At 62.1% G+C, this 20,484-nt stretch carries 20 protein-coding genes and 1 pseudogene; 4 read left to right on the top strand and 17 right to left on the bottom strand.

What is annotated here, in order from left to right; genetic code table 11:
• Positions 1-87: 87 nt before the first annotated feature.
• The 4 genes from E0T84_RS16155 to E0T84_RS16170 form a co-directional block, all read right to left on the bottom strand.
• Entirely contained in the window at positions 88-318 is a 231-nt protein-coding gene (locus E0T84_RS16155; RefSeq protein ID WP_138744918.1) for a dihydrodiol dehydrogenase, read from the bottom strand.
• Between the two features lie 3 nt (positions 319-321).
• A complete protein-coding gene (locus E0T84_RS16160) occupies positions 322-858 on the bottom strand; it encodes an aromatic-ring-hydroxylating dioxygenase subunit beta (protein WP_138744919.1) in 537 nt (178 codons plus the stop codon).
• A 20-nt stretch (positions 859-878) separates the two neighbouring features.
• Positions 879-2,237, bottom strand: a complete 1,359-nt coding sequence (locus tag E0T84_RS16165; protein WP_249383652.1) for a Rieske 2Fe-2S domain-containing protein — start codon at positions 2,235-2,237, stop codon at positions 879-881.
• A gap of 64 nt (positions 2,238-2,301) precedes the next feature.
• Positions 2,302-3,243 carry an SDR family NAD(P)-dependent oxidoreductase gene (locus E0T84_RS16170; protein WP_171055048.1) on the bottom strand — a complete coding sequence of 314 codons (942 nt, stop codon included), beginning with the start codon at positions 3,241-3,243 and terminating at the stop codon, positions 2,302-2,304.
• Between the two features lie 594 nt (positions 3,244-3,837).
• Between E0T84_RS16170 and E0T84_RS16175 the strand changes: the two genes are divergently transcribed.
• On the top strand, positions 3,838-5,097 hold the full coding sequence (locus E0T84_RS16175; RefSeq protein ID WP_138744921.1) for a cytochrome P450: 1,260 nt from the start codon (positions 3,838-3,840) through the stop codon (positions 5,095-5,097).
• Here the strand turns inward: E0T84_RS16175 and E0T84_RS16180 are convergent.
• The 13 genes and pseudogenes from E0T84_RS16180 to mftG all read right to left on the bottom strand — a co-directional run bounded on the left by E0T84_RS16180 (position 5,077) and on the right by mftG (position 18,552).
• The gene (locus E0T84_RS16180) at positions 5,077-6,192 is read right to left on the bottom strand and encodes an alpha/beta hydrolase fold domain-containing protein (RefSeq protein ID WP_138744922.1); all 1,116 of its coding nucleotides are present in this window, start codon (positions 6,190-6,192) and stop codon (positions 5,077-5,079) included. The two genes, E0T84_RS16175 and E0T84_RS16180, sit on opposite strands and share 21 nt — an antisense overlap.
• An 86-nt stretch (positions 6,193-6,278) precedes the next feature.
• Positions 6,279-7,523, bottom strand: a complete 1,245-nt coding sequence (locus E0T84_RS16185) for a cytochrome P450 (protein WP_138744923.1) — start codon at positions 7,521-7,523, stop codon at positions 6,279-6,281.
• 7 nt (positions 7,524-7,530) lie between these two features.
• Complete coding sequence (locus E0T84_RS16190) at positions 7,531-8,424, bottom strand: fumarylacetoacetate hydrolase family protein (protein ID WP_138744924.1); 894 nt, start codon at positions 8,422-8,424, stop codon at positions 7,531-7,533.
• 9 nt (positions 8,425-8,433) lie between these two features.
• Complete coding sequence (locus E0T84_RS16195) at positions 8,434-9,510, bottom strand: cupin domain-containing protein (RefSeq protein ID WP_138744925.1); 1,077 nt, start codon at positions 9,508-9,510, stop codon at positions 8,434-8,436.
• Positions 9,507-10,058, bottom strand: a complete 552-nt coding sequence (locus E0T84_RS16200) for an alpha/beta fold hydrolase (protein ID WP_138744926.1) — start codon at positions 10,056-10,058, stop codon at positions 9,507-9,509. Before E0T84_RS16200 ends, E0T84_RS16195 begins: the two co-directional genes overlap by 4 nt.
• A gap of 6 nt (positions 10,059-10,064) precedes the next feature.
• The gene (locus E0T84_RS32330; RefSeq protein ID WP_249383653.1) at positions 10,065-10,679 is read right to left on the bottom strand and encodes a hypothetical protein; all 615 of its coding nucleotides are present in this window, start codon (positions 10,677-10,679) and stop codon (positions 10,065-10,067) included.
• Between the two features lie 213 nt (positions 10,680-10,892).
• Positions 10,893-11,111, bottom strand: a pseudogene (locus E0T84_RS32745) (Rieske 2Fe-2S domain-containing protein); the annotation flags it as partial.
• Positions 11,112-11,161: 50 nt separating this feature from the next.
• Positions 11,162-12,148, bottom strand: coding sequence for a PDR/VanB family oxidoreductase (locus E0T84_RS16210; RefSeq protein ID WP_138744928.1), 987 nt, complete (start codon positions 12,146-12,148; stop codon positions 11,162-11,164).
• Between the two features lie 326 nt (positions 12,149-12,474).
• Complete coding sequence (locus E0T84_RS16215) at positions 12,475-13,473, bottom strand: zinc-binding alcohol dehydrogenase (RefSeq protein WP_138744929.1); 999 nt, start codon at positions 13,471-13,473, stop codon at positions 12,475-12,477.
• 41 nt (positions 13,474-13,514) lie between these two features.
• Positions 13,515-13,931 (bottom strand): limonene-1,2-epoxide hydrolase family protein, encoded by a 417-nt coding sequence (locus E0T84_RS16220; RefSeq protein WP_138744930.1) that lies wholly within the window; start codon positions 13,929-13,931, stop codon positions 13,515-13,517.
• A gap of 136 nt (positions 13,932-14,067) precedes the next feature.
• On the bottom strand, positions 14,068-14,958 hold the full coding sequence (locus tag E0T84_RS16225) for a sugar phosphate isomerase/epimerase (RefSeq protein ID WP_138744931.1): 891 nt from the start codon (positions 14,956-14,958) through the stop codon (positions 14,068-14,070).
• A gap of 65 nt (positions 14,959-15,023) precedes the next feature.
• Positions 15,024-16,817 (bottom strand): thiamine pyrophosphate-binding protein, encoded by a 1,794-nt coding sequence (locus E0T84_RS16230; RefSeq protein WP_138744932.1) that lies wholly within the window; start codon positions 16,815-16,817, stop codon positions 15,024-15,026.
• Positions 16,807-18,552 carry a mycofactocin system GMC family oxidoreductase MftG gene (mftG, locus tag E0T84_RS16235; RefSeq protein ID WP_138744933.1) on the bottom strand — a complete coding sequence of 582 codons (1,746 nt, stop codon included), beginning with the start codon at positions 18,550-18,552 and terminating at the stop codon, positions 16,807-16,809. The genes E0T84_RS16230 and mftG overlap by 11 nt, the downstream gene beginning before the upstream one ends.
• Positions 18,553-18,581: 29 nt before the next feature.
• Between mftG and E0T84_RS16240 the strand changes: the two genes are divergently transcribed.
• Genes E0T84_RS16240 through E0T84_RS16250 form a run of 3 tightly spaced genes read left to right on the top strand, consistent with a single transcriptional unit; the run spans position 18,582 to position 20,458 of the window.
• Complete coding sequence (locus tag E0T84_RS16240; RefSeq protein WP_138744934.1) at positions 18,582-19,391, top strand: TetR/AcrR family transcriptional regulator; 810 nt, start codon at positions 18,582-18,584, stop codon at positions 19,389-19,391.
• 12 nt (positions 19,392-19,403) lie between these two features.
• Positions 19,404-19,844: a lipoprotein LpqH gene (locus tag E0T84_RS16245; protein WP_249383656.1), complete on the top strand. Its 441-nt coding sequence runs from the start codon at positions 19,404-19,406 to the stop codon at positions 19,842-19,844.
• Positions 19,838-20,458 carry a DUF305 domain-containing protein gene (locus E0T84_RS16250; protein ID WP_138744935.1) on the top strand — a complete coding sequence of 207 codons (621 nt, stop codon included), beginning with the start codon at positions 19,838-19,840 and terminating at the stop codon, positions 20,456-20,458. Before E0T84_RS16245 ends, E0T84_RS16250 begins: the two co-directional genes overlap by 7 nt.
• Positions 20,459-20,484: the final 26 nt, after the last annotated feature.

Consider the following 20,484-nt stretch of genomic DNA (forward strand, 5'->3'; position numbering starts at 1 on the left):
CGGGTCAATCAGCTCAGGATCATCAACCCCTTGTTGCGCAGGGTGATTCACAGTCAACGTCGCCATATGACGGCCAAAGACACACCGTCACTCATCGTCGCGGCCCACAGAAGCCCGTAAGAACTGCGAAAATGTATCGGGTGTCTGCCACGTGAGTGCTTCCAATTGCACCGCGTCGAGAAGTATCCGGTAGCCCCGGCGCGGAGCTTCGATCTGCAGCCGCTCGCCGTTGCGGGTATACACCTTGCGGATTCTGATGTCAGCGAACTCGTTCGAGATCTGGATGGACGGCTCGTCGCCGTACTCGACGGAGGCCATGGCTCAGAACACGATACCGAGGTTGGGCGTCGGCAATATGGTGTGGTTGAGGAGTACGACACGCCGCAAGAGCCGCCACTGACCCTCTTCGATTCGCAGAACGTCCCGCCGGCCCGCCGCGATCAGGTCGTAATCAGCCGTATCACCCTGAGACCGGTGCACCAAGATATTGCTGTTCACCTCGGCTTCGGTGTCCGACACCGCCCGAACGCGGATGTTGGTCACGAATCGACGGGTTCGCGAAGGCGGATCTTCCGCATAGGCGTGCTCGGTGGCCAGCCGATTGACACGCAGGCGCATTCCCGCGTAGCTGTCGCGTACGTGGTAGCCCTTGGTGCTGAATTCCGATATGCCGGAAGCACGCTGGCGCGTGGTTCGGGTAGGGATCAGATAGACCAGATCCTTCGAGACACAAGTATCAAGCCATGCCGAGTAGTCGTTGTCATCGAGCAACTCGACCTCGGCGTAGAGGAAATCTGTACATGCGCGTTCGGTTTCAAAGCTGGTGCGAACCGGCTCGCTCTGCTCCACTGTTGTCATTGCTGGTCCCTTCCGCCCACTCAGGCCTGTCCAAGCACTTTGCGCCAGTGCTGCCAGAACTGGCGCTGATTTCGCTCTCCGTAACCGGTGGTGCTGGCGAAGCCGGGCCCCGGCCAATCCGGAAGCGGCTCGAAATCGCTCATCCCGTCCAAGCCGAGCTGGTAGTTGAGCTTCATGAACTTACGCGCGAACGGCGACCGACCGGCGCTGGCGGCGCCCGCCCATACGACGGTGTCATCCTGCTCGAACAGCCCAGCCGCGCCGAAGTTCTGCACTGCGGCGTGGTGCGACGCCTCGTTGAATTCCGCAGGCGCAGCGGACCACACCATCGGCCACGTCCACAGCTCGAACTTCTCCGGCCCGCGCGGCTGGTACTGCCGCAGCGACGTGTACACGATCGGCATTCCGTCCTCGCCCGGCCCGATGGTCGAAACCATCCCGAAGTTCGGGAAGACGTTGAACCCGATGACGAAGTACTTGTCCAAGAACTTGCGCTGGTTGGCATCCACCCGGTTCAGATCGAACAGGGCCGCGACGTCCGGAGGATAGTTCTGTACGCCCCACGGCTCCGGCAGGATCCGCTCGTGCGACAAGATGCCGTGGCCACCGTCGACGGCAACCAGATGGACCGTATCCGTGGTCGAACTGATGTTCTGGATGATGCCGATCTCTTCGGCCGACCGGTGCGCCGATTGCACGTGAAATGCATCGCCCACGAAGTTGTCGGCGCCTGACTTCCAGTTTCCCGGCACCATCCATCGCTGGGCGTCGGCGAAGACCTTCATCCCCTGTTCCTGGATACCGAACGTCACATCCAGGTACCAGGCCATATCGCCGAGATACTCGCGCAACGACACTGCGTTCGGGTCCAGACAGGCGAAGATCAGCCCCTGATAGACGTCAACCAAGGGTGCCCTCTGCAGGCCCCATTCAGCAGGATTCAACGCGCGATAGGTCTGCCTGCGCTTGGGCGCACCGTTCCACTCACCGGAATTCTTGTAGATCCATCCGTGGTAGGGGCAGCGGAAGTGGGAGGTGTTTCCCTTTTCCGCTCGGCACACCGCAGTGGCACGGTGCGCGCAGTTGTTCAGAAGCAGTTGAATCTGGTTGTTCTCGTCGCGGACCAGGATGAATTGGTCCTCTCCGACATAACGCAGAACGTAGTCTCCGCAATTCGGTATCTCCGAGACGTGACCGACAAACACCCAGCATCGGGTGAAGATCCTCTCGAGTTCCGCGCGATGCACTTCGGGGTCGTTGAATGCCTGGGGCGAGACCATACCGCGCACCAGGTCTCGATCCATCTCCGCAAGCAACCTGTCGAGATGTCCGTTCGTCAAGCTGCCGTCTTCAGTGACCGGACGGTCGATAGTAGTCACAAGATCCTCCTAAATATGCGGTACCGGTTTGGGCCACGAGGGGCTGATCATGGCAAGAGTCCGATCATTGAGAAGCTGCCGCGACAACTTCTTCCGGGGACTGCGACAGATCACCCACGTAGTCGTCGAAGGCGGTGAACACGGAACGATCGACGGCTTCAGCGAAAACGTCGCGAACGTCCTCGACTGTCAGCTTCGGATTGGGCCGGGTACCTCGTGTTTGCGCGAAGAAGACCTCACTGACCGCTCCCGCCTTCGCGTCGATCACCTTGCCGGACACACTGCACTCCCGGTGGGCCAGGTATGCGACAACCGGCGCGACCACTTCAGGTACCTGGCCCGAATCGCGGATCTGGTCGTTGAATCCCGGCGGGGTCAGCTTCTCCAGCGCCAGGGTGCTCGCCATCGGCATGATCGCGTTTGCCTTGATTCCCAGCTCAGCCCCCTCGGCGGCCAGTACGCGGGTGAGGCCGACAATGCCGAGCTTGGACGCAGCGTAGATCGACTGGTTGGCCATTCCCATCACCGCGACGCCCGAACTGACGTTGACCAGACGCCCGTAGCCCTGCTCTGCCATATGCGGCCATGCTGCGCGGCACATCCAGATATGACCCATCAGGTGAACCCCTACCACGCGACTGATGAGGTCGTCGGCAAGCTGATCGAAGCCGCCGAAGGGGGCGATGCCGGCATTGTTGATGACGATGTCGACCCGGCCCCACCGGTCGATTGCCTGACCGACGATCTCCTTGGCGCTCTCGGGTTCGGCAACCGAGTGACCATCACCGACAGCCTCGCCGCCGTTGCTGTTGATCTCCTCGACCACCGCCTCGACGCCTGTGCCGACAGCACCACTGCCGTCCGGTCCGACGCCGAGATCGTTCACCACGACCTTGGCGCCGCGTGATGCCAGGAAAAGCGCATAAGACCGGCCGAGGCCGGGGTTGGCACCAGCGCCGGTAACAACTGCTACTTGCCCGTCGAATCGCAAGTCTTCGGTAGCCATTTCGTTGCTTCTCACTCTCAGACCTCGGGCGCAGCGCCCCGTCCCACTCTTACTGGTTGTCCCGTGACAATCGTCGCCCTCCGATGACGCACACCGGACGCTCCGGCCCGCCGATCCCGCGGGCAAACCGGGTGTTGACGTCATCACATGCAATGTCTATAAAGCATGGAAGCCAACATTGACTCACAGTCAAATATTACGTGGATCACTACCGGTGTTGTCAAGTGAGGCATGCCACTGACCGCGATCGCCAAGCCGCCGGATTGCCGGCCCCATTCAGGCGGCCGGGCATCGCCGTCGCGGACATCAACCATGTGGACCAGTGTCGACACGCGCGTGGCCGATGTTGTCAATTCGTTGACGGCTCTCCACGGGCCGATCTACTGTTGACCCACAGTCAACTCCGGTCGTCGTGGAACTTGTCGAGGCCCGAGTTTTCGGACAGCGCCGATTGGTGTGGCCTGATGTCTGACAACGTATTTGGCGGTGTTCGGCGTTCTCGGCGGACGTCGGCCAAGCAGCCTCGCGCCTTGCGGCCATCGCTCGCACGACCCGAATTCAACCGCTCCGAACCACCGCAAGAAAAAGGAAGAAATGACAGGCACAAACGAGGTTGCCCGGCCACCTGTTGTCAACGAGTGCCCGTTCGACCCCCTGAATCCCGAGCAACTCCGCGACCCGCACCCATGGCTCTCCCAAGCCCGGAAAGCCGCGCCCGTCTTCTACGTCCCCGAAGTCGACGAATGGTGGGTGACGCGGTACGACAACTGCCTCACGGCATTGCGAGACACCGCAACCTATTCGTCGCGCAACGTCATCGAGTTCCAGCAGGTGAACGAAATCGAGGAGTTGCTGCCCGACGGAGACCCCCGCGGTGAGCCCCTGGTGAACACGGATCCGCCAGAGCATTCTCGGCTGCGCGGCTTCGCGCAGAGGGCCTTCACCGCCAAGGCAGTCGCGGAGTACGAACCCGAAGCACGTCGATTGGCCGACGAGCTGGTCGACGGCTTCATCGGTGCCCGATCAGCCGACCTCTACCAGGAGTTCGCACAGCCGCTCACGATGCAAATGATCTGCGGCATCATGGGTATCCCAACGGAGGAAGTCGCCAACTTCGGACGGTTGGCGGGGGGGCTGGTAGAAGCAACCGAGGCGGGGTCACCATCTGTGCCTGCAGCACAGCGGCGAGCCGCAGCCGAGCGGGTACTCGCCTACGACACCTGGCTCCGTGCGTTCATAGCGCACAAGCGGGAAACGCCTGGCAACGACCTCACCTCGAGACTGGTCACCGCAACATCGGACGATAGCTCACCGGCGCTGACGACCCGGGAGGTCGTGCGGCTGGTGTCGAATCTCTTCTTCGCCGGCTTCGAAAACTCCGCAAGCCTCATCGGCGCTGCCATCTTCGCCTTGCTGCGTGATCGGGCACTCTGGGAGAAGGTCAAAGCCGACCCGGGTTTGGTGCCGATGGTGATCGAGGAGGCTCTCCGAGCCGAGAGCCCGGCTCGAGGTCTGCGCAGGTATGTCACGCGGGACACTGTCCTGGCCGGAATCCCGATACCGCAGGGATCTACAGTCATCCTGGCTTTCGCTTCGGCAATGCGGGACGAGACCGTCTTCAGCGATCCGGACACCTTCAGCCTCGAACGTCAGGATGTGAACAAGCACTTCAGCTTGGGGAAATGGACCCACTTCTGTCTCGGTGCCCCGCTGGCCCGAATGGAGGGACGGGTCGCCCTTGAGTGCTTGATCCGGCGGCTGCCGGATCTGCGACTAGGGGAAGGTGAACAGCTGCAGAACCGGCGGGCACACCGGATCCTGACAGCGCTGCAGTCACTGTCCGTCACCTGGTGAAATCGGCTGTGCCGGTATCGGTTCACACCGGTGATAGCGGCTGCATCGCCACGCGAAACCGCTCACATCACGCATCGTCGCATCGAATACCTCCGGCAGGGCACCCGCCAGAAGTATGTCGCCACTGTGGCAGGTGCCTGCAACCATTCGCCCGATCGCGGGCACTCCTGCCCGAACCAGCCTGCGATAGTAGGCAAGCCCCTCATCGCGGGCCGGGTCGAGTTCGTTTACCGAAATCACGTGGGGCGGAAGCGCGATCAGATCCTCGTCTATCGCTGTCGCCGCGAAGCACGCCGGATCGAAGGCATGCAGCCCATCCGGGTCATAGACCGACATAAACAGCGCCGCCAACCGGCAACTGATGAAGTATTCGTCGTTTTCCTTCAGCGAGGGCAGGTTTGCGGGCTGTTCGACATAGGCATTCGATATCGCAGGGCATTGAGCGTAGACCCCGGCGATCTCGTGCAGCCACCCTTCGCGTTTGGCCTTGTGCACGACAGCCAGGCTGAGATTACCGCCGCCCGACTCGCCAGACACGACGATATGGGTGATCCCGAGGTCGGTCTTACTCTCGGCTGCCCAACGGATGGCCGCAGCGCAGTCGTTCAAACCCGCCGGATACGGGTGGGGCCCCAGCCTTCCACCCGAATTGCGAAACTCGACACCGATGACGACTACCCCTGTGCCAGCGAGGTATTCGCGCACGCGGCAATAGCTGATATCGGTGGCACTGCACATGGCCATCGCACCGCCATGAATGTGCACCACACCGGGCAACGCGTCACCGCGGCCATCGGGACGGCTGATGTACAGGGTCACGACGTTACCGTCGCTGCCGGATATGGTCGTCGACGTGGTTGTGACTCCGTCGACCACCGGGATCGCTTCTCCCAGCGTGTCGAAAACGGCGCCCAAACCCCTCTCGGTCGTCGCCACCAACGCGAGTCGTTCCGAAAGAGGCGCATCCACGCCAATCTCAGGCGATGGTGCGCGACCGTCCAGTCCGAACGGCGCCAAGGCCTTGACCATGCGCGGATCAGACCGGGGGTCCGTGCCGATGGTGGACGCGGGATTGGCCAAACGACCGTAGAACATTGCAGCCTCCTGACGGGATCCAACGATCAGCAGCGCACCTGTATCCGAATTCGACAGCTGCTACCGGTGTGCCGCTCAGCAATCGATCAGTGACCGGGCTCGAACTCCACAGGTAGCGTCACGGGGCCGGTCATGCCCACGAACGGTTTCCAAGGCGCCGGCCCGCTGCGCCGTAGCTTCGGCATCCGCCGAGCGATCACCCGCAGCGCCCCAACCAGCTCAAGTCTGGCCAGGTGTGCTCCGAGACAGTTGTGTGTACCCCCGCCGAACGTCATCATCGGGGCCGAACCGTCTCGCAAGATATCCAGTCGGTCCGGATCGGGAAACACGGCCGGATCCCGGTTTGCCGCCGCAAGGTTCGCATTCACGACGGTGCCGGCCGGAATCGTGACGCCCCCCAACGTAACGTCCTCAATGGCCACCCGCGGCGCATGCAGGAAGACCGGCGAGTAGCGCAACAACTCCTCCACCGCTACGGGCACCAAATCGGGCCTATCGGCGAGGATTTCCCATTGTTCGGGGTGGTCGCACAACACGTCCACACTGGCACCCAGTTGATTGCGTGTGGTGTCGGAACCGGCCGCCAAGAACGTCATGATCATCACCAGCAACTCGCTGTGACTGATGTGGTCGTCGGCCTCGGAGCGCACCAATTCTGAGATCACGTCGTCGGCCGGCGCTTCTCGTCGTGCCGCGACGAGGCCCTCGATGTGGATATCCATCGCCTCCCAGGCGGCGAGGATATCCGGGGCATCTTCGACTACGTTGTGCGCGAATATCTTCGCGAATTCATCGGTCCAGTCAGAGAACCGGCCCCAGTCTTTGCGAGGTGCGCCGATCAGTTCACAGATAACTGGTGTCGGATAGGGCCGGCTGATGTCAGTGACGACATCACACTGTCCTGCCGCAACATGAGGGGCCACGAGCTCCGAGATGAGACCGGCGATGAACGACTCCAACCGGGCAACGCTGCGCGGCGCGAACCCTTTGGACACCAGCTGACGCAACCTACGGTGATCCTCGCCCTCCATACACGTGATCACCTTGGTCACTCTGTCCCAGAGCGGTCCACTGCTGACCCCCTGCAGGCCGATCCCGAAGCCCGGCACTGCGATAAACCGGACATCACGCAGCACTGCACGCACCAACTCGTAAGTCAGGCACTCCGGCCCAAGCGGCCCAAGCGCGATCGGTGCGACCTCACGTGCCTGGGCAATCCGCCGGTGGACCTCTTCGAAGGTGGACAGCTGGTAATAGTCCAGATCAGGCAAGCTGGCATCAAACACATTCGGTGGTCCCCCAGCAGGGACAGAATCGGCGTCGATGCTCATGTCTGTCCTATTCGCTACTCACCAGCTTCGGCGTCGGTGACACGGCGCTCCAGCCGGGCCGATCCGCGTAATTGACAGCCTGCTCGTCGGATACCGTGACGGCGAGGGTGCCGATGTCGCTTACCGTGACCTCGATCAGATCCCCGTTCGTGACCGGGCCGACGCCTGCAGGGGTGCCGGTGAAGATGACGTCGCCGGGCCACAGAGTCATCACAGAACTCGTGTAGGCGATGAGTTCGGGAATGCCGAAGATCAAGTCACTTATCGAAACATCTTGCCGGAGCGCGCCGTTCACCCGCGTCTGCAGGGTGAGATCTCTTGGATCGGAGACCTCGTCTGCCGTGACAACCCACGGGCCCAGCGGGCTGAAGGTGTCGAACGACTTGCGCGTCGACCGGTCCTCTGTGGAGCGGACGGTCATGTCCAGACCACAGCTGTAGCCGAACACGTAGTCCAGTGCGTCTGCGGCGTCGACGTGACGAGCGGTACGCCCGATCACGACGACGAGTTCTCCCTCCTGGTCGGTGCGCATGTCGTTGTATGGCATGATCACCGTCCCGCCAGGACCGATGACCGATGAGGACGCTTTGAGGAATACGCCGAGGTCAGCGATCGACCGCTGCTCGGACATCTCGATCTTGTGGTCCACGTAGTTTACCGGTGCACCGATGACCTTCGCCGGCCTGGGCAGCGGCGCCTGGAGTATCACCTCGTCTATCGGATGACGGGGCAAATCGCTCAGCGCCGCTTGCGAGAACGTGCCGAGTGCACCCGCGTTGTTGATCAACCGGTCCAAAGGACCTGCAGCAGTATCAGGTCCGGGGACCAGTGAGGTGACATCGATGACGGTATCGCCATCGACGAGGCCGAGCCGCTGCTCGGCGAAAACGACGAAACGCATCGACGCCTCCTAGTTGGTGGATGGCGAGGAGTCCTCGGTGGACTCCTCGCGGTAGAAGCCAAGAGCCTTCAACACCGGCTCATTGGTGTAACTGAACAAATACGCATCTTCGGTCTGGCTGGAATTCCGCAACTGAAGTTGGTGCCACGGCGGGACTGCGAAGATGTCCTTGTCATGCCACTCCAACACCGTTTCTCCGACATGAGCCACGCCCGATCCTTGGACGACGTGGTAGATCGCGCTCGCTGTGCGCCGGATACTCTCCCCATGGAATCCGGGACGTAGTCGGCTGATTCGGCAAGACATCGTCGGTAAGACCGAGCCGCCTGTCTGAGGATTGCGGTACTCCAGGAGCACACCCTCAGCGGCACTACCCCACGCGTCATCGGCAATCGCCTCGAACGCCTTCAACGTCTCGGTCCAGGGATACTTGCCGATTGGCGACGCCGGGGATCGCACCGTCTCCCAGGCTGGGGCGAGTTGACCGTGAATGTACTGCCGGGACGACAAATCATCGGGCACCGAACTCTTTTGGGTTCGGTCGCCGTAAAATTCGAAGAAGCTGGCATCGAGTGTATTGGTCAGCGGATAGTCCAGGGCATCAAGCCAGACCATCGGATTGTCACCTTCGTGATGATGATCGTGCCAGTGCCAGTTCGGGGTCAGCAGCAGATCGCCTGGACTCATGTGAACCCGTTCACCATTGACCGTGGTGTACGCGCCGGCGCCTTCCATGATGTACCGAAATGCATTGGCGACATGCCGATGTGCCTGCGCCGTTTCACCCGGGCCGATAATTTGCAGGCCCGCGTACAGCGATGTCGTCGTCGCGGGGGGATCGGTCATTCCCGGGTTCACCAGCATCAGGACCCGGCGCTCGGCGTCCTCCAACGACAGCGCGCCCAAAAAATGCATCAGATGCGGGCGCAGCTCCGCATAACGCCAGATCGCCGGGACAGCGGTGGGGCGTGGCTCTGGCGGAACCAAATTCGTGTGATAAAGCCACAGCGGTGCTGCATGTAGTTCAGCCAACTCCTCGTAGCGATCGTCGGCGCCGGAATCAACTTTCTCGTCGTGCACGGTCATCGGACACCCCTTTCCTGATCGTCGACGGACCGGACCTGTGCCGGCGGCCCCGCCGGGCCGGAGACAGCCCGCAAGGCAGTGATGAGTTGATCGGCCCCATCCGCGTCAGCGCGCAGCCGGATAGTTTGCACGTTGTCGTCTGATGCCCCGGCAACGTCAGCTTCCGGCGCCGCTACTGACCGTGGCCGTTCACAGAGCAGTACTGTGTCGTTTGCGCGCGCCGCCTGCACGGCCGCGTCGGCGGCATCACCGTCGGCGACCACGATGCGCGCGCCCACCGCGTCAGCCGCCGTTCGCACCCCGACGACGTCGCGATCCGCGACGCGGGCATCCATGGCATGCACCGTGAAATGCGGGGCCAGCTCCGGCACGAGATGCTCCCAAGCGGTGTGATCGGAACCTTTGGGAGGAACGAGGAGAATCGACGGTCCGTCGTCTCCGGCGGACCAGATCGATACGTAGTCGTGGGCGGGATCAGGGACGCGCAACGAAGGTGCGTCGACAGTCCACCACATGCCAATCGGCTCGTATTCGGGAAACCTGGACATCGTCGCTCACGCAGGCTGAGTGCTGGTCTCGTCAACGGTTTCTTCGGCAACCAGCTGCTCGATGATCCGCCGCGCCCGCAAGGGTCCCGCGTCAACCTTGATGTTCAGCTCAACCGGATATCCCGGAGCGTAAGCAGAAATCACCCGCTCAATGGCCTCGGCTGCCGCGATGTCCTGCCGGAACACCGTCGGCACTCCCTCCCGCATCAGGTGGTCCACCTCATCGTTGCCTATCGCGTAATCGCGGGTGACAGCCCAGAAGTAGTGGGCTGAATTCTCCCGCTCTGGCGTGATGCAATGAACGGCCTTGTGTCGGCACGCTTCCTCGTCGTTCGTCGAGTCGGCCGGCTTGGCCATCACATGAGTGATGTGAAATCCGGGGGCAATGAATTCTGCGATCTGTTCGCGATCGATGAGGCCGCCCAGCCCCATTGTCTTTTCGAAGAACGGAGGACTCTCGATGCCCTGCATCGAACGAATCACCCGCACCGAACGCCCCTCGAACTTCGTCGAAATCGGGGCCGCTGCAACCTCTTCGGTACCGATCGACTCGGGGTGTAGATACGAGACGTGCGATAGATCTAGTAGATTCTCATTGATCAACTGCGCACGCGCGTCCATGTGCAAGGTTCCTCGGACGACTGTCCACTCCGGGGATTCCAACCACGGGTGGTCAGGGATCAGACTTTCGTCCGCCCGCTCCGGATCACCCATCCAGATCCAGACGAAACCACCCGATTCCTTCAATGGGTAGCGGTGCACCCGACACGCGGGCGGCACGGCCCGCTGCGATGGAATATCCTTGGCGTGACCGTCATCGGCGTACAGGATGCCGTGGTAACCGCACTCCAGGTCATCGCCCTTCAGCCGGCCCAGACTGAGCGGCATCTGTCGATGGATACAGCGGTCGACCAGCGCGGTCAGCGCACCGTCGCGGCGCCGATAGAAGCAGATCGGATCCCCCAGGATCCATCGCGACAACAAGTCACGCCCGAAGTCTTCTGAATGGCCGGCTACGTACCACTGTTGGCGGGGAAAGGATTTCGGGTACATCTAGCTCCTCGATTCAATCCGAAGTTGTAATGGCCACATGGACCGGAACATCAGAGGTCCAGGACGATCCGCTTGGACAGCCCACGCGACACACAGATCATCATGGTGTCGTTGGCCATCCGCTCCTCTTCACTGAGGACATGATCGCGATGATCGATCTCCCCAGACAGCACCGGTGTCTCGCAGGAACCGCACGTCCCTTCTCGACAGGAATAAAGAGCGTCGATACCGGCCTCTTCCACAGCGCAGAGGATGGACTTCCCGGCGGGTACGGTCAGCGTCATGCCCGACTGCTGCAGCTCGACCTCGACCGGTTGATCGGCGGCTTGTCCGTTGGTTTGCTCGCTACCGCTGAACCGCTCAACCCGCAACGCCCCCGAAGGCCAGGCAGTGCAGTATGTTTCGACTGCCTCGAGCAACCCGGTCGGACCGCAGCAATATACGAGGGTGTCGGATGCGGGGTCTCCGAGGATACCCGCAAGATCCAACACACCATGCTCATCCTGCGGGACGATCTGGACTTTCTCGCCGTAGCCGCCCAACTCGTCGAGAAACGCCATCGAACTCCGTGTACGGCCGCCGTACACCATCCGCCACTGCGACCCGTCGGTTTCCAACGCGGCCGCCATGGCCAACAGCGGAGTTATCCCGATACCGCCGGCGATGAGAACGTACTGGGGCGACGGTACGAGCTTGAAGTTGTTGCGCGGTCCGCGAACCCGGAGTGTCGACCCCTCGGCGACATTGTCGTGGATCCATGCGGACCCGCCACGGCCCGCCACCTCACGCAGGACGCCGATCCGCCAGCGACCATCATCCCGATTGTCGCCGGTCAACGAATACTGCCGGATCAATCCATTGGGCAGCAGTACGTCGATGTGCGCGCCGGGGTCCCACGACGACAGTGGCTCACCTGACGGGCCTTCCAAGGTCAGCGCGATCACACAATCGGACACCTGCCGCCGCTCGACGACGGTGACATCGAACTCACCCGCTCCCCGGGACCCCGACTCAGCCGAGCTGATCGTGGTCGCCATTGTGGAATCCACCGAGATCGACATCATTCACCGCCGCTTTGGCAGCGGACGCGAGACTCACACGGGAGCAGGTCCGAACGGTCAATCTTCAACGATCATCCACCCCCTTGGTGATGTGGGTTATGCGCTAGATCACAAAGTAGTTTGACTTTGACTTAAAGTCAAATTCCTGGCGAGACAGCTTTCCGAGCGTTGGGTTCCTTTTTTGCTCGCGCAAGTACCTACGTAAAGGTGCCTCCGGGCACAGTGGCTGGGTCGCACCGACCTGGCGCGAGACGGTGGGCGCACCGACGGTCCATGCGCCGTCCTACTCCGGAGTGCGTCCGTCAGGAACGATGCTCAAGCAGGACCGCCAACGTCTCCGTATCGTGATCATCGATCAGCCGGTACGCTTCGCCGGCATCGGAGAACGGCACGCGATGCGAAACCAAGTACTCGGCGACGTCGAGTCGAGCCAAGTGCCGCCAGCTCACTTCGCGGGCTCTGTTCATGTCCCAACGCGGCGCCAGATGGGACGGCATGCTCGGCCCGGTGCTCACGATTCGCTGATTCCGGAGATGAAACTCGGGTGAGAGCACAAGTTCGACTGGTCGCGTTCCGTACCACGACGTGACCGTTATTGTCCCCTCCATACCAGTGAGTTGAAGGGCCTGCTGCAGGGCCGAGACTGCACCGCTGGCTTCGATGAACAGGTCCGCGCCGCGATTCCCGGAAAACTCAGCGACCGCGGCGGAGGCTTCGTCCGGGTGGACTACCGCATCGGCTCCGATCCAAGCCGCGCGCCTGCGACGCTCGGCATTGGGGTCGATCAGCACCAAACTCGCGGCGGTCAAGTTGGCAAGGTATGCGGCCATGCTGCCCACCACTCCGAGACCGCTGACCACCACACAATCACCGACCAGCGGGGGTGTGGTGATCACGGTGTTCAGGCCGACCCAGAACAGACCCGCGAACACCGCCTTCTGCGATGGGAGATCGGGCGGAATCCGGAAAGCGAACTGTTCGGCAAGGGTGAAACGCGATTGATGTGGGTGCATGCAGAACACCCGATCGCCCACGGCGAACTGGGATCCCGGCCCAACCGCTTCGATCTCCCCGACTTCTTGGTAGCCGAATTTCACGGGGAACGGCAGGCTGCCTTCCGCATTGGGGATGAGCCCGATGTCAGGAAGATTGCCCTGCCCGCGGTACATGTTCATCTCGGTACCTGCACTCACCAAGCCGCACAGTGCACGCACGCAGATCTGTCCCGCAGCCGGTGCAGGCACCGGTTCAGAGCGCAATTCGACGGTCTTGGGAGCGGTGAACCACAGGGCCTCTGCCATAATTCCTCGTCACAGGCTGATAGACCAACGATGGTGTGGCGCTAGGGGGTTGCCAACTTCTGAAGTTCGGCAGCGAAGCCAGCGGTGTCGAAGTAGTCGCGCCACTGTGCGATCTTGCCGTCGTGGACGACAAACACACCGTTCAGCCGCGCCGACAGGATGATCGCGCCGGTGTCGTCATGGAAGTGGTCGACGCGCTCGGCGAACACGATGTCACCGGCGGTGGCCATCGTGATGTCCTCAGCCGTGATGTAGGCAAGCGGAATGGGAAATCCGGTCATGAAGCTGATCGCCTGGTCTTTTCCCACCATGGCTCCCAGACCTACGTTCTCCCACACCGTCTCGTCCGTAAAGAATCGGTCGATGGCCTGCTCAAGGGACCCAGCTGCAGGTGTCCACATGGCAAAGAAGTCACGGACTGTCTTCTCGGCGCCATCGCCACTGACGTGCTCGCTCATCTTGTTGCCCCCAATCGTTCAGGCGCGGCGCCCGCCGCGCGCGAATCTCACGACACCGGCGACCAACGGTGCTCGCCGACAGTTCGACGAGCACCCGATCCGTGTGAGATATCTTGCGACAAAGTAGATTTCGAGATCATCCGGCCTCATTGGACGACAAACCGGTTACGGCGGATCGGACCGCGTCATCGAAGGCGCGCACCCGGTCCAATCCGGCCTGTTCGCCGGCTGCATCGGGCGTCGACCAGTCATGCTCCAGGTCGATCAAACCGGAATAACCCCGGCGGTTTGCATCGGCCGCAAGCTCCACCAGTGGAAGGTTTCCAGCTCCCGGTTCGACACGACCCGGATCATCGACCAACTGTAGGACAGCGATACGGTCGAAGACGTCGGCAAACGTCGTCAGAATGTCTTCGCCCATGCTGGCGACATGACCGGTGTCGAAGATCAGCCCCGTCGAGGGGTGATCGGCCCGGTCGAGCAGTGCGGCGGCCCGTTGCGTGCTGTTCACCAGCATGCCGGGCAGGACGCACATCGGCTCGACCGCGAGTGTCAAACCGTGGTCTGCCGCCACGCCCGCCATGTCGCGCACATTCGCTGCGGCGTCGTCCAACTGAGCCTCTACCTGAGCGTCACCGTCGCGGCTGGGATCCGCGGTGACGATCGCAGCCAGTGTGGATGACCCGAGCAGGGTGGCCGTCTTCGCCGCCGTGACGACGTACTGCTCCAACGTGGACCGACCGTTGGGAGATCGGTCGGCCCAGGGGCCGCCGAACGTGGCCGCCAACGGCACTCCGACGAGACAGCCGATCCCGAGGCCCGTCGACGTGAGCGCGTCACGAACAGCGCGCACCTCGGTGTCCGGTCGTTCTGCCGCCCAGGGATAGAGGACGCCCGCCATACCGATCGACGACGCGTATTCGATATGCGCGACCGGGTCATCACTTCCGACCGTCGCGGCGAATTGCGGTCGAAGTTCCGGGGGAAAGTACCCGAGGTGGGAGGTGTAACGCAGGAACCAACTCATGGAGTTCTCGATTCAGGTCGAGGCGGTGGCCCGGAGCCGGATGCCCCCGGGCCACCGCGTTTGTGTCAGCTAGGCCATGACCCTTCGATTACCTCGGCCAGGTGTCCGGACTTCGGGGTCCGGTCGCCGACGATGGGGATCACTCCGGCGATGGCACGGACGATCCGCAGTCCCGGCTCGGTACGAACGTCGAGCACGTAACTTCCTTCGGAAGCCAGCGCACGTTGAATGGCGGGGATCAGCTGGTCGGGTGTTTCGACCCGCTCACCATCGACCCCAAAACCCTTCGCAACGGCCACGAAGTCGGTGGACTCCGGCAAATCCACCCAGGGATTGTCGATTCCCATGGCCTTGGCCGACGCACGGTTGGCCAGAAGGCAACCGTTGTTGTCGATGACGACGATGACCTTCATGTTGTGCTGTGCGAGGTTGGACAGCTCCACGAGGTCGTAGTAGAAGCCGCCGTCACCGTGATAGCTGACCACGGTCCGTTCCGGCGCGGCGAGTTTGGCGCCTATCGCCACCGGGAGGCTGGCACCAAGCGACATGTACCGACCGCCTGTTGCCAACGGCGTCACCGTCTTGTACTGGAATGCGCGGTACATACCAAACGCATTGCCACCGGAGTCGGCAACGACCAGCGTGTCGTCGGGAAGCTGCTCGGACAATGTGCGGATCAGGAAGTACTGGTTGACGGGCACCTCTGTGCCGTCAAACCAGGCGTCCATCTCGGTGAGCCATTCCTGCTTGTAGGCGGTGGCATCGGCGCGCCAGCCCCCCAGACGCTCGTTGATGTCCTTAGCCTGCGTCGCATTGTCGCGGGCCCAGTTGAGCAATTGCCGCAGGAACGCTTTCGCATCGGCGACGAGGCCGACCGTGGGCTGAAAGATCTTGGCGACCTCGCGTGGGTCCACGTCGACGTGGACAACCTTCTCGGGCTTGTTCAGAGTCCAGGAACCGGTACTCATCTGCGAGAACGACGTTCCGATGGAGATCCACAGATCCGAGTGCTGCAGGACGTCATTGGCCGAACGCCAGCCGAAGTTGCCAGACGCACCGGCGTAAAGCTCGTGTGCGTCCGGCAAAACCCCTCGGCCTCCCCAGGAGGTGGAAACCACCGGCACACCAAGCAATTCGGCGAGCTCACGCAGTTCTTCGGCGCCATCGGAGATGTGCACGCCGGCCCCGATGTACAGCACCGGGCGTTCCGCGGCCGACAGCAGATCCCAGACAGCGGCGACATCCTCTGTCTGGGCCGCCGGCGGCTTCGGCAGCTCGAGCTCCTCCACCTTGATGGTGGTGGTCTGGAACATCGCAGTCTGGGCCAAGTCGAGCACGGACGGACCGAATCGGCCGGTGCTGGCTTCCTTCACGGCTTGGCGGACGATCACCGGCATGTCCCCGGCGTCGGTCACCTTCCTGATGTACTTCGACAGCGGCTTCAGCGACGGATAGATCTCCACGCCATCCTGAAGACAGTCGCGCGCCTCCATGGCGGGCGGGTTGTTCATGACCATCAGCAGGAACGGAGTGCCGTCCTGCTTCGCCGAGTAGACGACCGGCGCCGTATGGAGCGCGCCAACCGTCCAACTGACCACGGCTGACGCCGCGCGGCGCTTGACCCGGTTGTATCCGTACGACATCCATGCCGCGGTGATCTCGGTGCGACCGCCGAAATCGGCGATATCACGCGAGAAGAGACTCTGCGTCAGAGCCGGCACCGAGCCGCCGGTGTATCCGAAGACGACCTCTACGCCGGAGGCCACCAACGCATCCGCGATTGCTTCGGACCCCTGCCGCACGATCGCGGTGGACTCGTCAGTCTCCACCTGGTTTGTCTCGGTCTGTTCAAGCGTCATTCTGGCTCCTAATGGTCGAAGGGGAAATCAAGAAATCGCTGATCCGCTCGCCGGCCATCACCGCCGTGGCATTCGGCCCACGCGAAGGGATCTTGGGGAAAATGGAGGTATCGGCGACACGAAGCCCGTCGACTCCGTACACGCGGCCGAACTGATCGACAACCGCATCGGTGTCCGACTCCGGACCCATGCGACAGGTGCAGGACGGGTGGCCGACGGCGAAGATATTGCGAACCGCCCATTCGTCGAGTGCCTTGTCGTCCTGCAGGCTTGCCTCGTCGAGGTTGATCATCCGGCCACCGATCTTTCGCATCTCGGACGATCCGAAGACGTCGGCGGCGACCCGGATTCCCTCCCGGAAGCGGCGACGGTCACTGTCGGTCGCCATCAGATTCCAGTTGATGTCCGGTTGCTCGTACGGGTCGGCAGACCTGAGTCTGACCTGACCGCGGCTGTCCTCTTGCTGCAAGCCGATCGCCGCGAACGGGTGGTTCATCCCTTTCGCCTGCTGGATCATGAACTTCAGTGACGTCTGACGCAGACCCGCGAAGGATTTGCGCGGCGCCTTCAGCATCGGGCCGAGCTTCATCATGTCGCCGGCCTTGCATACGAACGGCAGGATCTCCAAGTCACCCGGCTGATCGGAGCCCTCCGACGTCCAGTTCAGCGCACTGGTCATGACGCCACGCCCAGCGATGACCTTCGACTTACCGGAGAAGTTCCAACGGAGGCTCAACTCGGGGTGATCGGTCAGGTTGGCGCCGACTCCTGGAAGGTCTTGAATCACATCGATACCGTGTTGCCGGAGGTGCGCCGCCGGCCCGATACCCGAGAGCATCAAGAGTTGAGGTGACCGGAGCGCCCCGGCGGACAACACCGTCGTGGCTCCTCGGAATACCTCCCGCTTACCGTCGACGTCAGCCTCCACACCGACACAGACGCTGCCCTCGAGCACCACCTTGCGAACATGGGCATTGCCGATGACGGTGAGGTTCGGACGGCGCAACGCTGGGACCAGATAAGCGATGCCGCTGCTGATCCTGGTTCCATCGGCAACATTGAGCGGCACCGGGCCCACTCCATCAGTGCCCCCGGCGTTCTTGTCGGGCTCGTCGGGGAATCCCATTCCGCGGCAGGCGGCAGTGAACGCGCCCGTGAACTCCGGCGCGCGGTCGGCAGTTTCTCGTCGGACCGCGATCGGACCATCGGCCCCGTGTAGGTCTCCGCCGAAGTCGAGGTCTTTCTCCAAACGCTTGAAAAACGGCAGCACCTGATCGTACGACCAGGCGTCATTGCCCAGCTTCGCCCACTCGTCGAAGTTCGCTTCAGTGCCGCGCTCGAAATAGGCGCCATTGATGGCACCCGAGCCGCCGATGCCCTTTCCGCGGGGTATCGGCACCTGAACACCCGGCACAAGGGTTCCGAGCATGGTCCAGTTGTGCGGCCCCCCCGGCATCGAACTGGTCATGTTCGCAGGGTTGGTGACGCAGTCCGGGAAATTGCTCGGCTCACCGCCGTACAGCTCACCAGCCTCTAACAGCAGTACTGACCGACTGGAGTCCTCGCTCAGGCGGGCCGCAAGGACCGACCCCGTGGATCCTGCACCGACGATCACAAAATCGAAGTCCACAGGTGACCTACCCCCTCTCTCAGGGAACAGTATGGGATGCATCACAACGTAGTTTGACTTTGACTTAAAGTCAAACTTGGCTTTAACTTGACCTAGAGTCAACATCAGCGGTGGTTTCCCTTAAGATCAGTGGCATGGCACAACCAGCAGTGCGAGCGATACGCGACAGGCCGCGGAAGTCCGCGCGGCGCGGAATCATTCTCGACATAGCCATGAAGCACTTCGCCGAACGGCCCTATGACGACGTGTCGATCGATGACATATGTCGTGATGCCGGTGTGGCCCACGGGTTGGTCTCGTATTACTTCAGCGGCAAACGTGGCCTTTTCTCCGATGCCGTCGACCAGGCATGGAAGGACATGTTGCAGTACGAACGTCCGCGAGAAGACGAACTCGCAGGGCCGGACCGGGTCCGCGGCTACGTCCGTCGCCACTTCGAGTACGTGGAGCGGCACGCAGCGCGATTCACCGGCTTGATGCAAGACGGAAACGCTGCCCCGCCGCACATCCGTGAAATCGCCCAAGCCGCGCGACGCGAGGCTCGACGTGAACTCCTACACAGCCTCGGTTGTCCCGCCGACCCTAGTCCGCGCCTCCGATCAGCAGTGGAAGGCTGGGCTGGCTACCTCGACAATGTCACCACCGACTGGCTGCACCACGGCGACGTAGAACGAGACGAAATCGCCGAACAATGCGTGCAAGCACTGGTCGCCCTGATCACCGTCGCCGACGGTCTACCTTTCGACACCGAGATCCAGAACGCCGCACTGACACAGGTATCGGCCGGTGCGTCATCGTTGGCCGATACCGCCCCGTCGCCGGCGCGCTCAATTAATTCGCGGATCGCCCGGCGGCCTGCTCGAAACTCCGGGCAAACCGATGATTCACCGCCAAAGACAAATGGTGAAGCCGTAGCCACCGACAGTTTGCAGCAAGTCCACTGACAGGAGATCGCCGTGAAGCGAACCGACTCGGTATTCATCGCGGCTGTGCTGGTGATCGGCTGCGCGGTCGGCTGTTCGTCAGCGCCAGGACCCGCCGAGCGCCAACCCGGGACATTGCCGGCCGGCACCGCCCAGCTCAGCATCGATGGCATCAACCCGGTAACACCCGAGAGCGTGCAGTGCATGACAGGCGAATCGCTGACCATGATCACGACACGTGGCGGCACGTCAGAGACGACGGCAATGGTCTCAACCGCCAAGGAACCGGTCGTCGAGTCCATAACCATCCAGGATCCCGAGGGCTTCACCGGGGGTTACAACCGAGACCTTGGCGGTGACGCCACCGTGACCATGACCGGCGCTACATACGAGATCTCCGGTACTGCCCGCGGTTACACACCTAAAGCTCATCAACCGGACATGCGGCCGTTCACGCTAAAGGTGTCATGCTGAGTTCGTCCAGACGGGGTAGCGTCGTCCCCCGCATCGGCGGTGCCTTGGCGGCTTTGGTCCTCGCCTTCTCCCTGCCATCGTGCAGTCAGGGTCATGCCCCGCAGGATGCAGGTGCAGCCACCGACGAGCCCATCGTCACCGGCGAACCCGACGGCTTCAATGCACAAGATTTCACCTTCGCGCACAACATGATGACGCATGCCCAGCAGGGTATCGACATGTCGACACTCGTCCCAGAACGCTCCACCAATGCTGGGGTCGTCGCGTTCGCATCCGCCAGCGCAACGACCCTGCAGTCAGAAATGGCGGTCTTACGGGCGTTGTGGGTTCAATGGAAGGAGAACCCCGACATCAAGACGGGCGATGCTGGAAGCGATGCCACGATGAAAGGGTTGGTCAGTGAGGCCGCGATCGCCGAGCTGACCTCTTCGAGCGGTACAGAATTCGACACTTTGTGGCTGCGATCGATGATCAGCCACAACCAGGGAGCGATCGAGATGGCCCATGGCGAGATCGCCGAGGGGAAGAATCTGGACGCCGTCAGCATGGCCAATCAGATCGTCAAGGTAAGGCAGACCGAGATCGACTCGATGCAGCGAATGCTCACGAGTTGACAGTGCCTGTGCGGCAAGTCTTTTGC

Origin of the sequence: Mycobacterium sp. DBP42 (genome assembly GCF_005924235.1) — a bacterium.
GTDB lineage: Bacteria > Actinomycetota > Actinomycetes > Mycobacteriales > Mycobacteriaceae > Mycobacterium > Mycobacterium syngnathidarum.

Bases quoted from the DNA above. Each gene is read 5' to 3' on its own strand.
- E0T84_RS16200 (WP_138744926.1), bottom strand. From the start codon at position 10,058: ATGTCCAGGTTTCCCGAATACGAGCCGATTGGCATGTGGTGGACTGTC.
- E0T84_RS16225 (WP_138744931.1), bottom strand. From the start codon at position 14,958: ATGAGTTGGTTCCTGCGTTACACCTCCCACCTCGGGTACTTTCCCCCG.
- E0T84_RS16170 (WP_171055048.1), bottom strand. From the start codon at position 3,243: ATGGCTACCGAAGACTTGCGATTCGACGGGCAAGTAGCAGTTGTTACC.
- E0T84_RS16190 (WP_138744924.1), bottom strand. From the start codon at position 8,424: ATGCGTTTCGTCGTTTTCGCCGAGCAGCGGCTCGGCCTCGTCGATGGC.
- mftG (WP_138744933.1), bottom strand. From the start codon at position 18,552: ATGTTGACTCTAGGTCAAGTTAAAGCCAAGTTTGACTTTAAGTCAAAG.
- E0T84_RS16230 (WP_138744932.1), bottom strand. From the start codon at position 16,817: ATGACGCTTGAACAGACCGAGACAAACCAGGTGGAGACTGACGAGTCC.
- E0T84_RS16210 (WP_138744928.1), bottom strand. From the start codon at position 12,148: ATGGCGACCACGATCAGCTCGGCTGAGTCGGGGTCCCGGGGAGCGGGT.
- E0T84_RS16155 (WP_138744918.1), bottom strand. From the start codon at position 318: ATGGCCTCCGTCGAGTACGGCGACGAGCCGTCCATCCAGATCTCGAAC.
- E0T84_RS16180 (WP_138744922.1), bottom strand. From the start codon at position 6,192: ATGTTCTACGGTCGTTTGGCCAATCCCGCGTCCACCATCGGCACGGAC.
- E0T84_RS16195 (WP_138744925.1), bottom strand. From the start codon at position 9,510: ATGACCGTGCACGACGAGAAAGTTGATTCCGGCGCCGACGATCGCTAC.
- E0T84_RS16220 (WP_138744930.1), bottom strand. From the start codon at position 13,931: ATGAGCGAGCACGTCAGTGGCGATGGCGCCGAGAAGACAGTCCGTGAC.
- E0T84_RS16185 (WP_138744923.1), bottom strand. From the start codon at position 7,523: ATGAGCATCGACGCCGATTCTGTCCCTGCTGGGGGACCACCGAATGTG.
- E0T84_RS16175 (WP_138744921.1), top strand. From the start codon at position 3,838: ATGACAGGCACAAACGAGGTTGCCCGGCCACCTGTTGTCAACGAGTGC.
- E0T84_RS16250 (WP_138744935.1), top strand. From the start codon at position 19,838: ATGCTGAGTTCGTCCAGACGGGGTAGCGTCGTCCCCCGCATCGGCGGT.
- E0T84_RS16215 (WP_138744929.1), bottom strand. From the start codon at position 13,473: ATGGCAGAGGCCCTGTGGTTCACCGCTCCCAAGACCGTCGAATTGCGC.
- E0T84_RS16240 (WP_138744934.1), top strand. From the start codon at position 18,582: ATGGCACAACCAGCAGTGCGAGCGATACGCGACAGGCCGCGGAAGTCC.
- E0T84_RS16160 (WP_138744919.1), bottom strand. From the start codon at position 858: ATGACAACAGTGGAGCAGAGCGAGCCGGTTCGCACCAGCTTTGAAACC.
- E0T84_RS32330 (WP_249383653.1), bottom strand. From the start codon at position 10,679: ATGGACGCGCGTGCGCAGTTGATCAATGAGAATCTACTAGATCTATCG.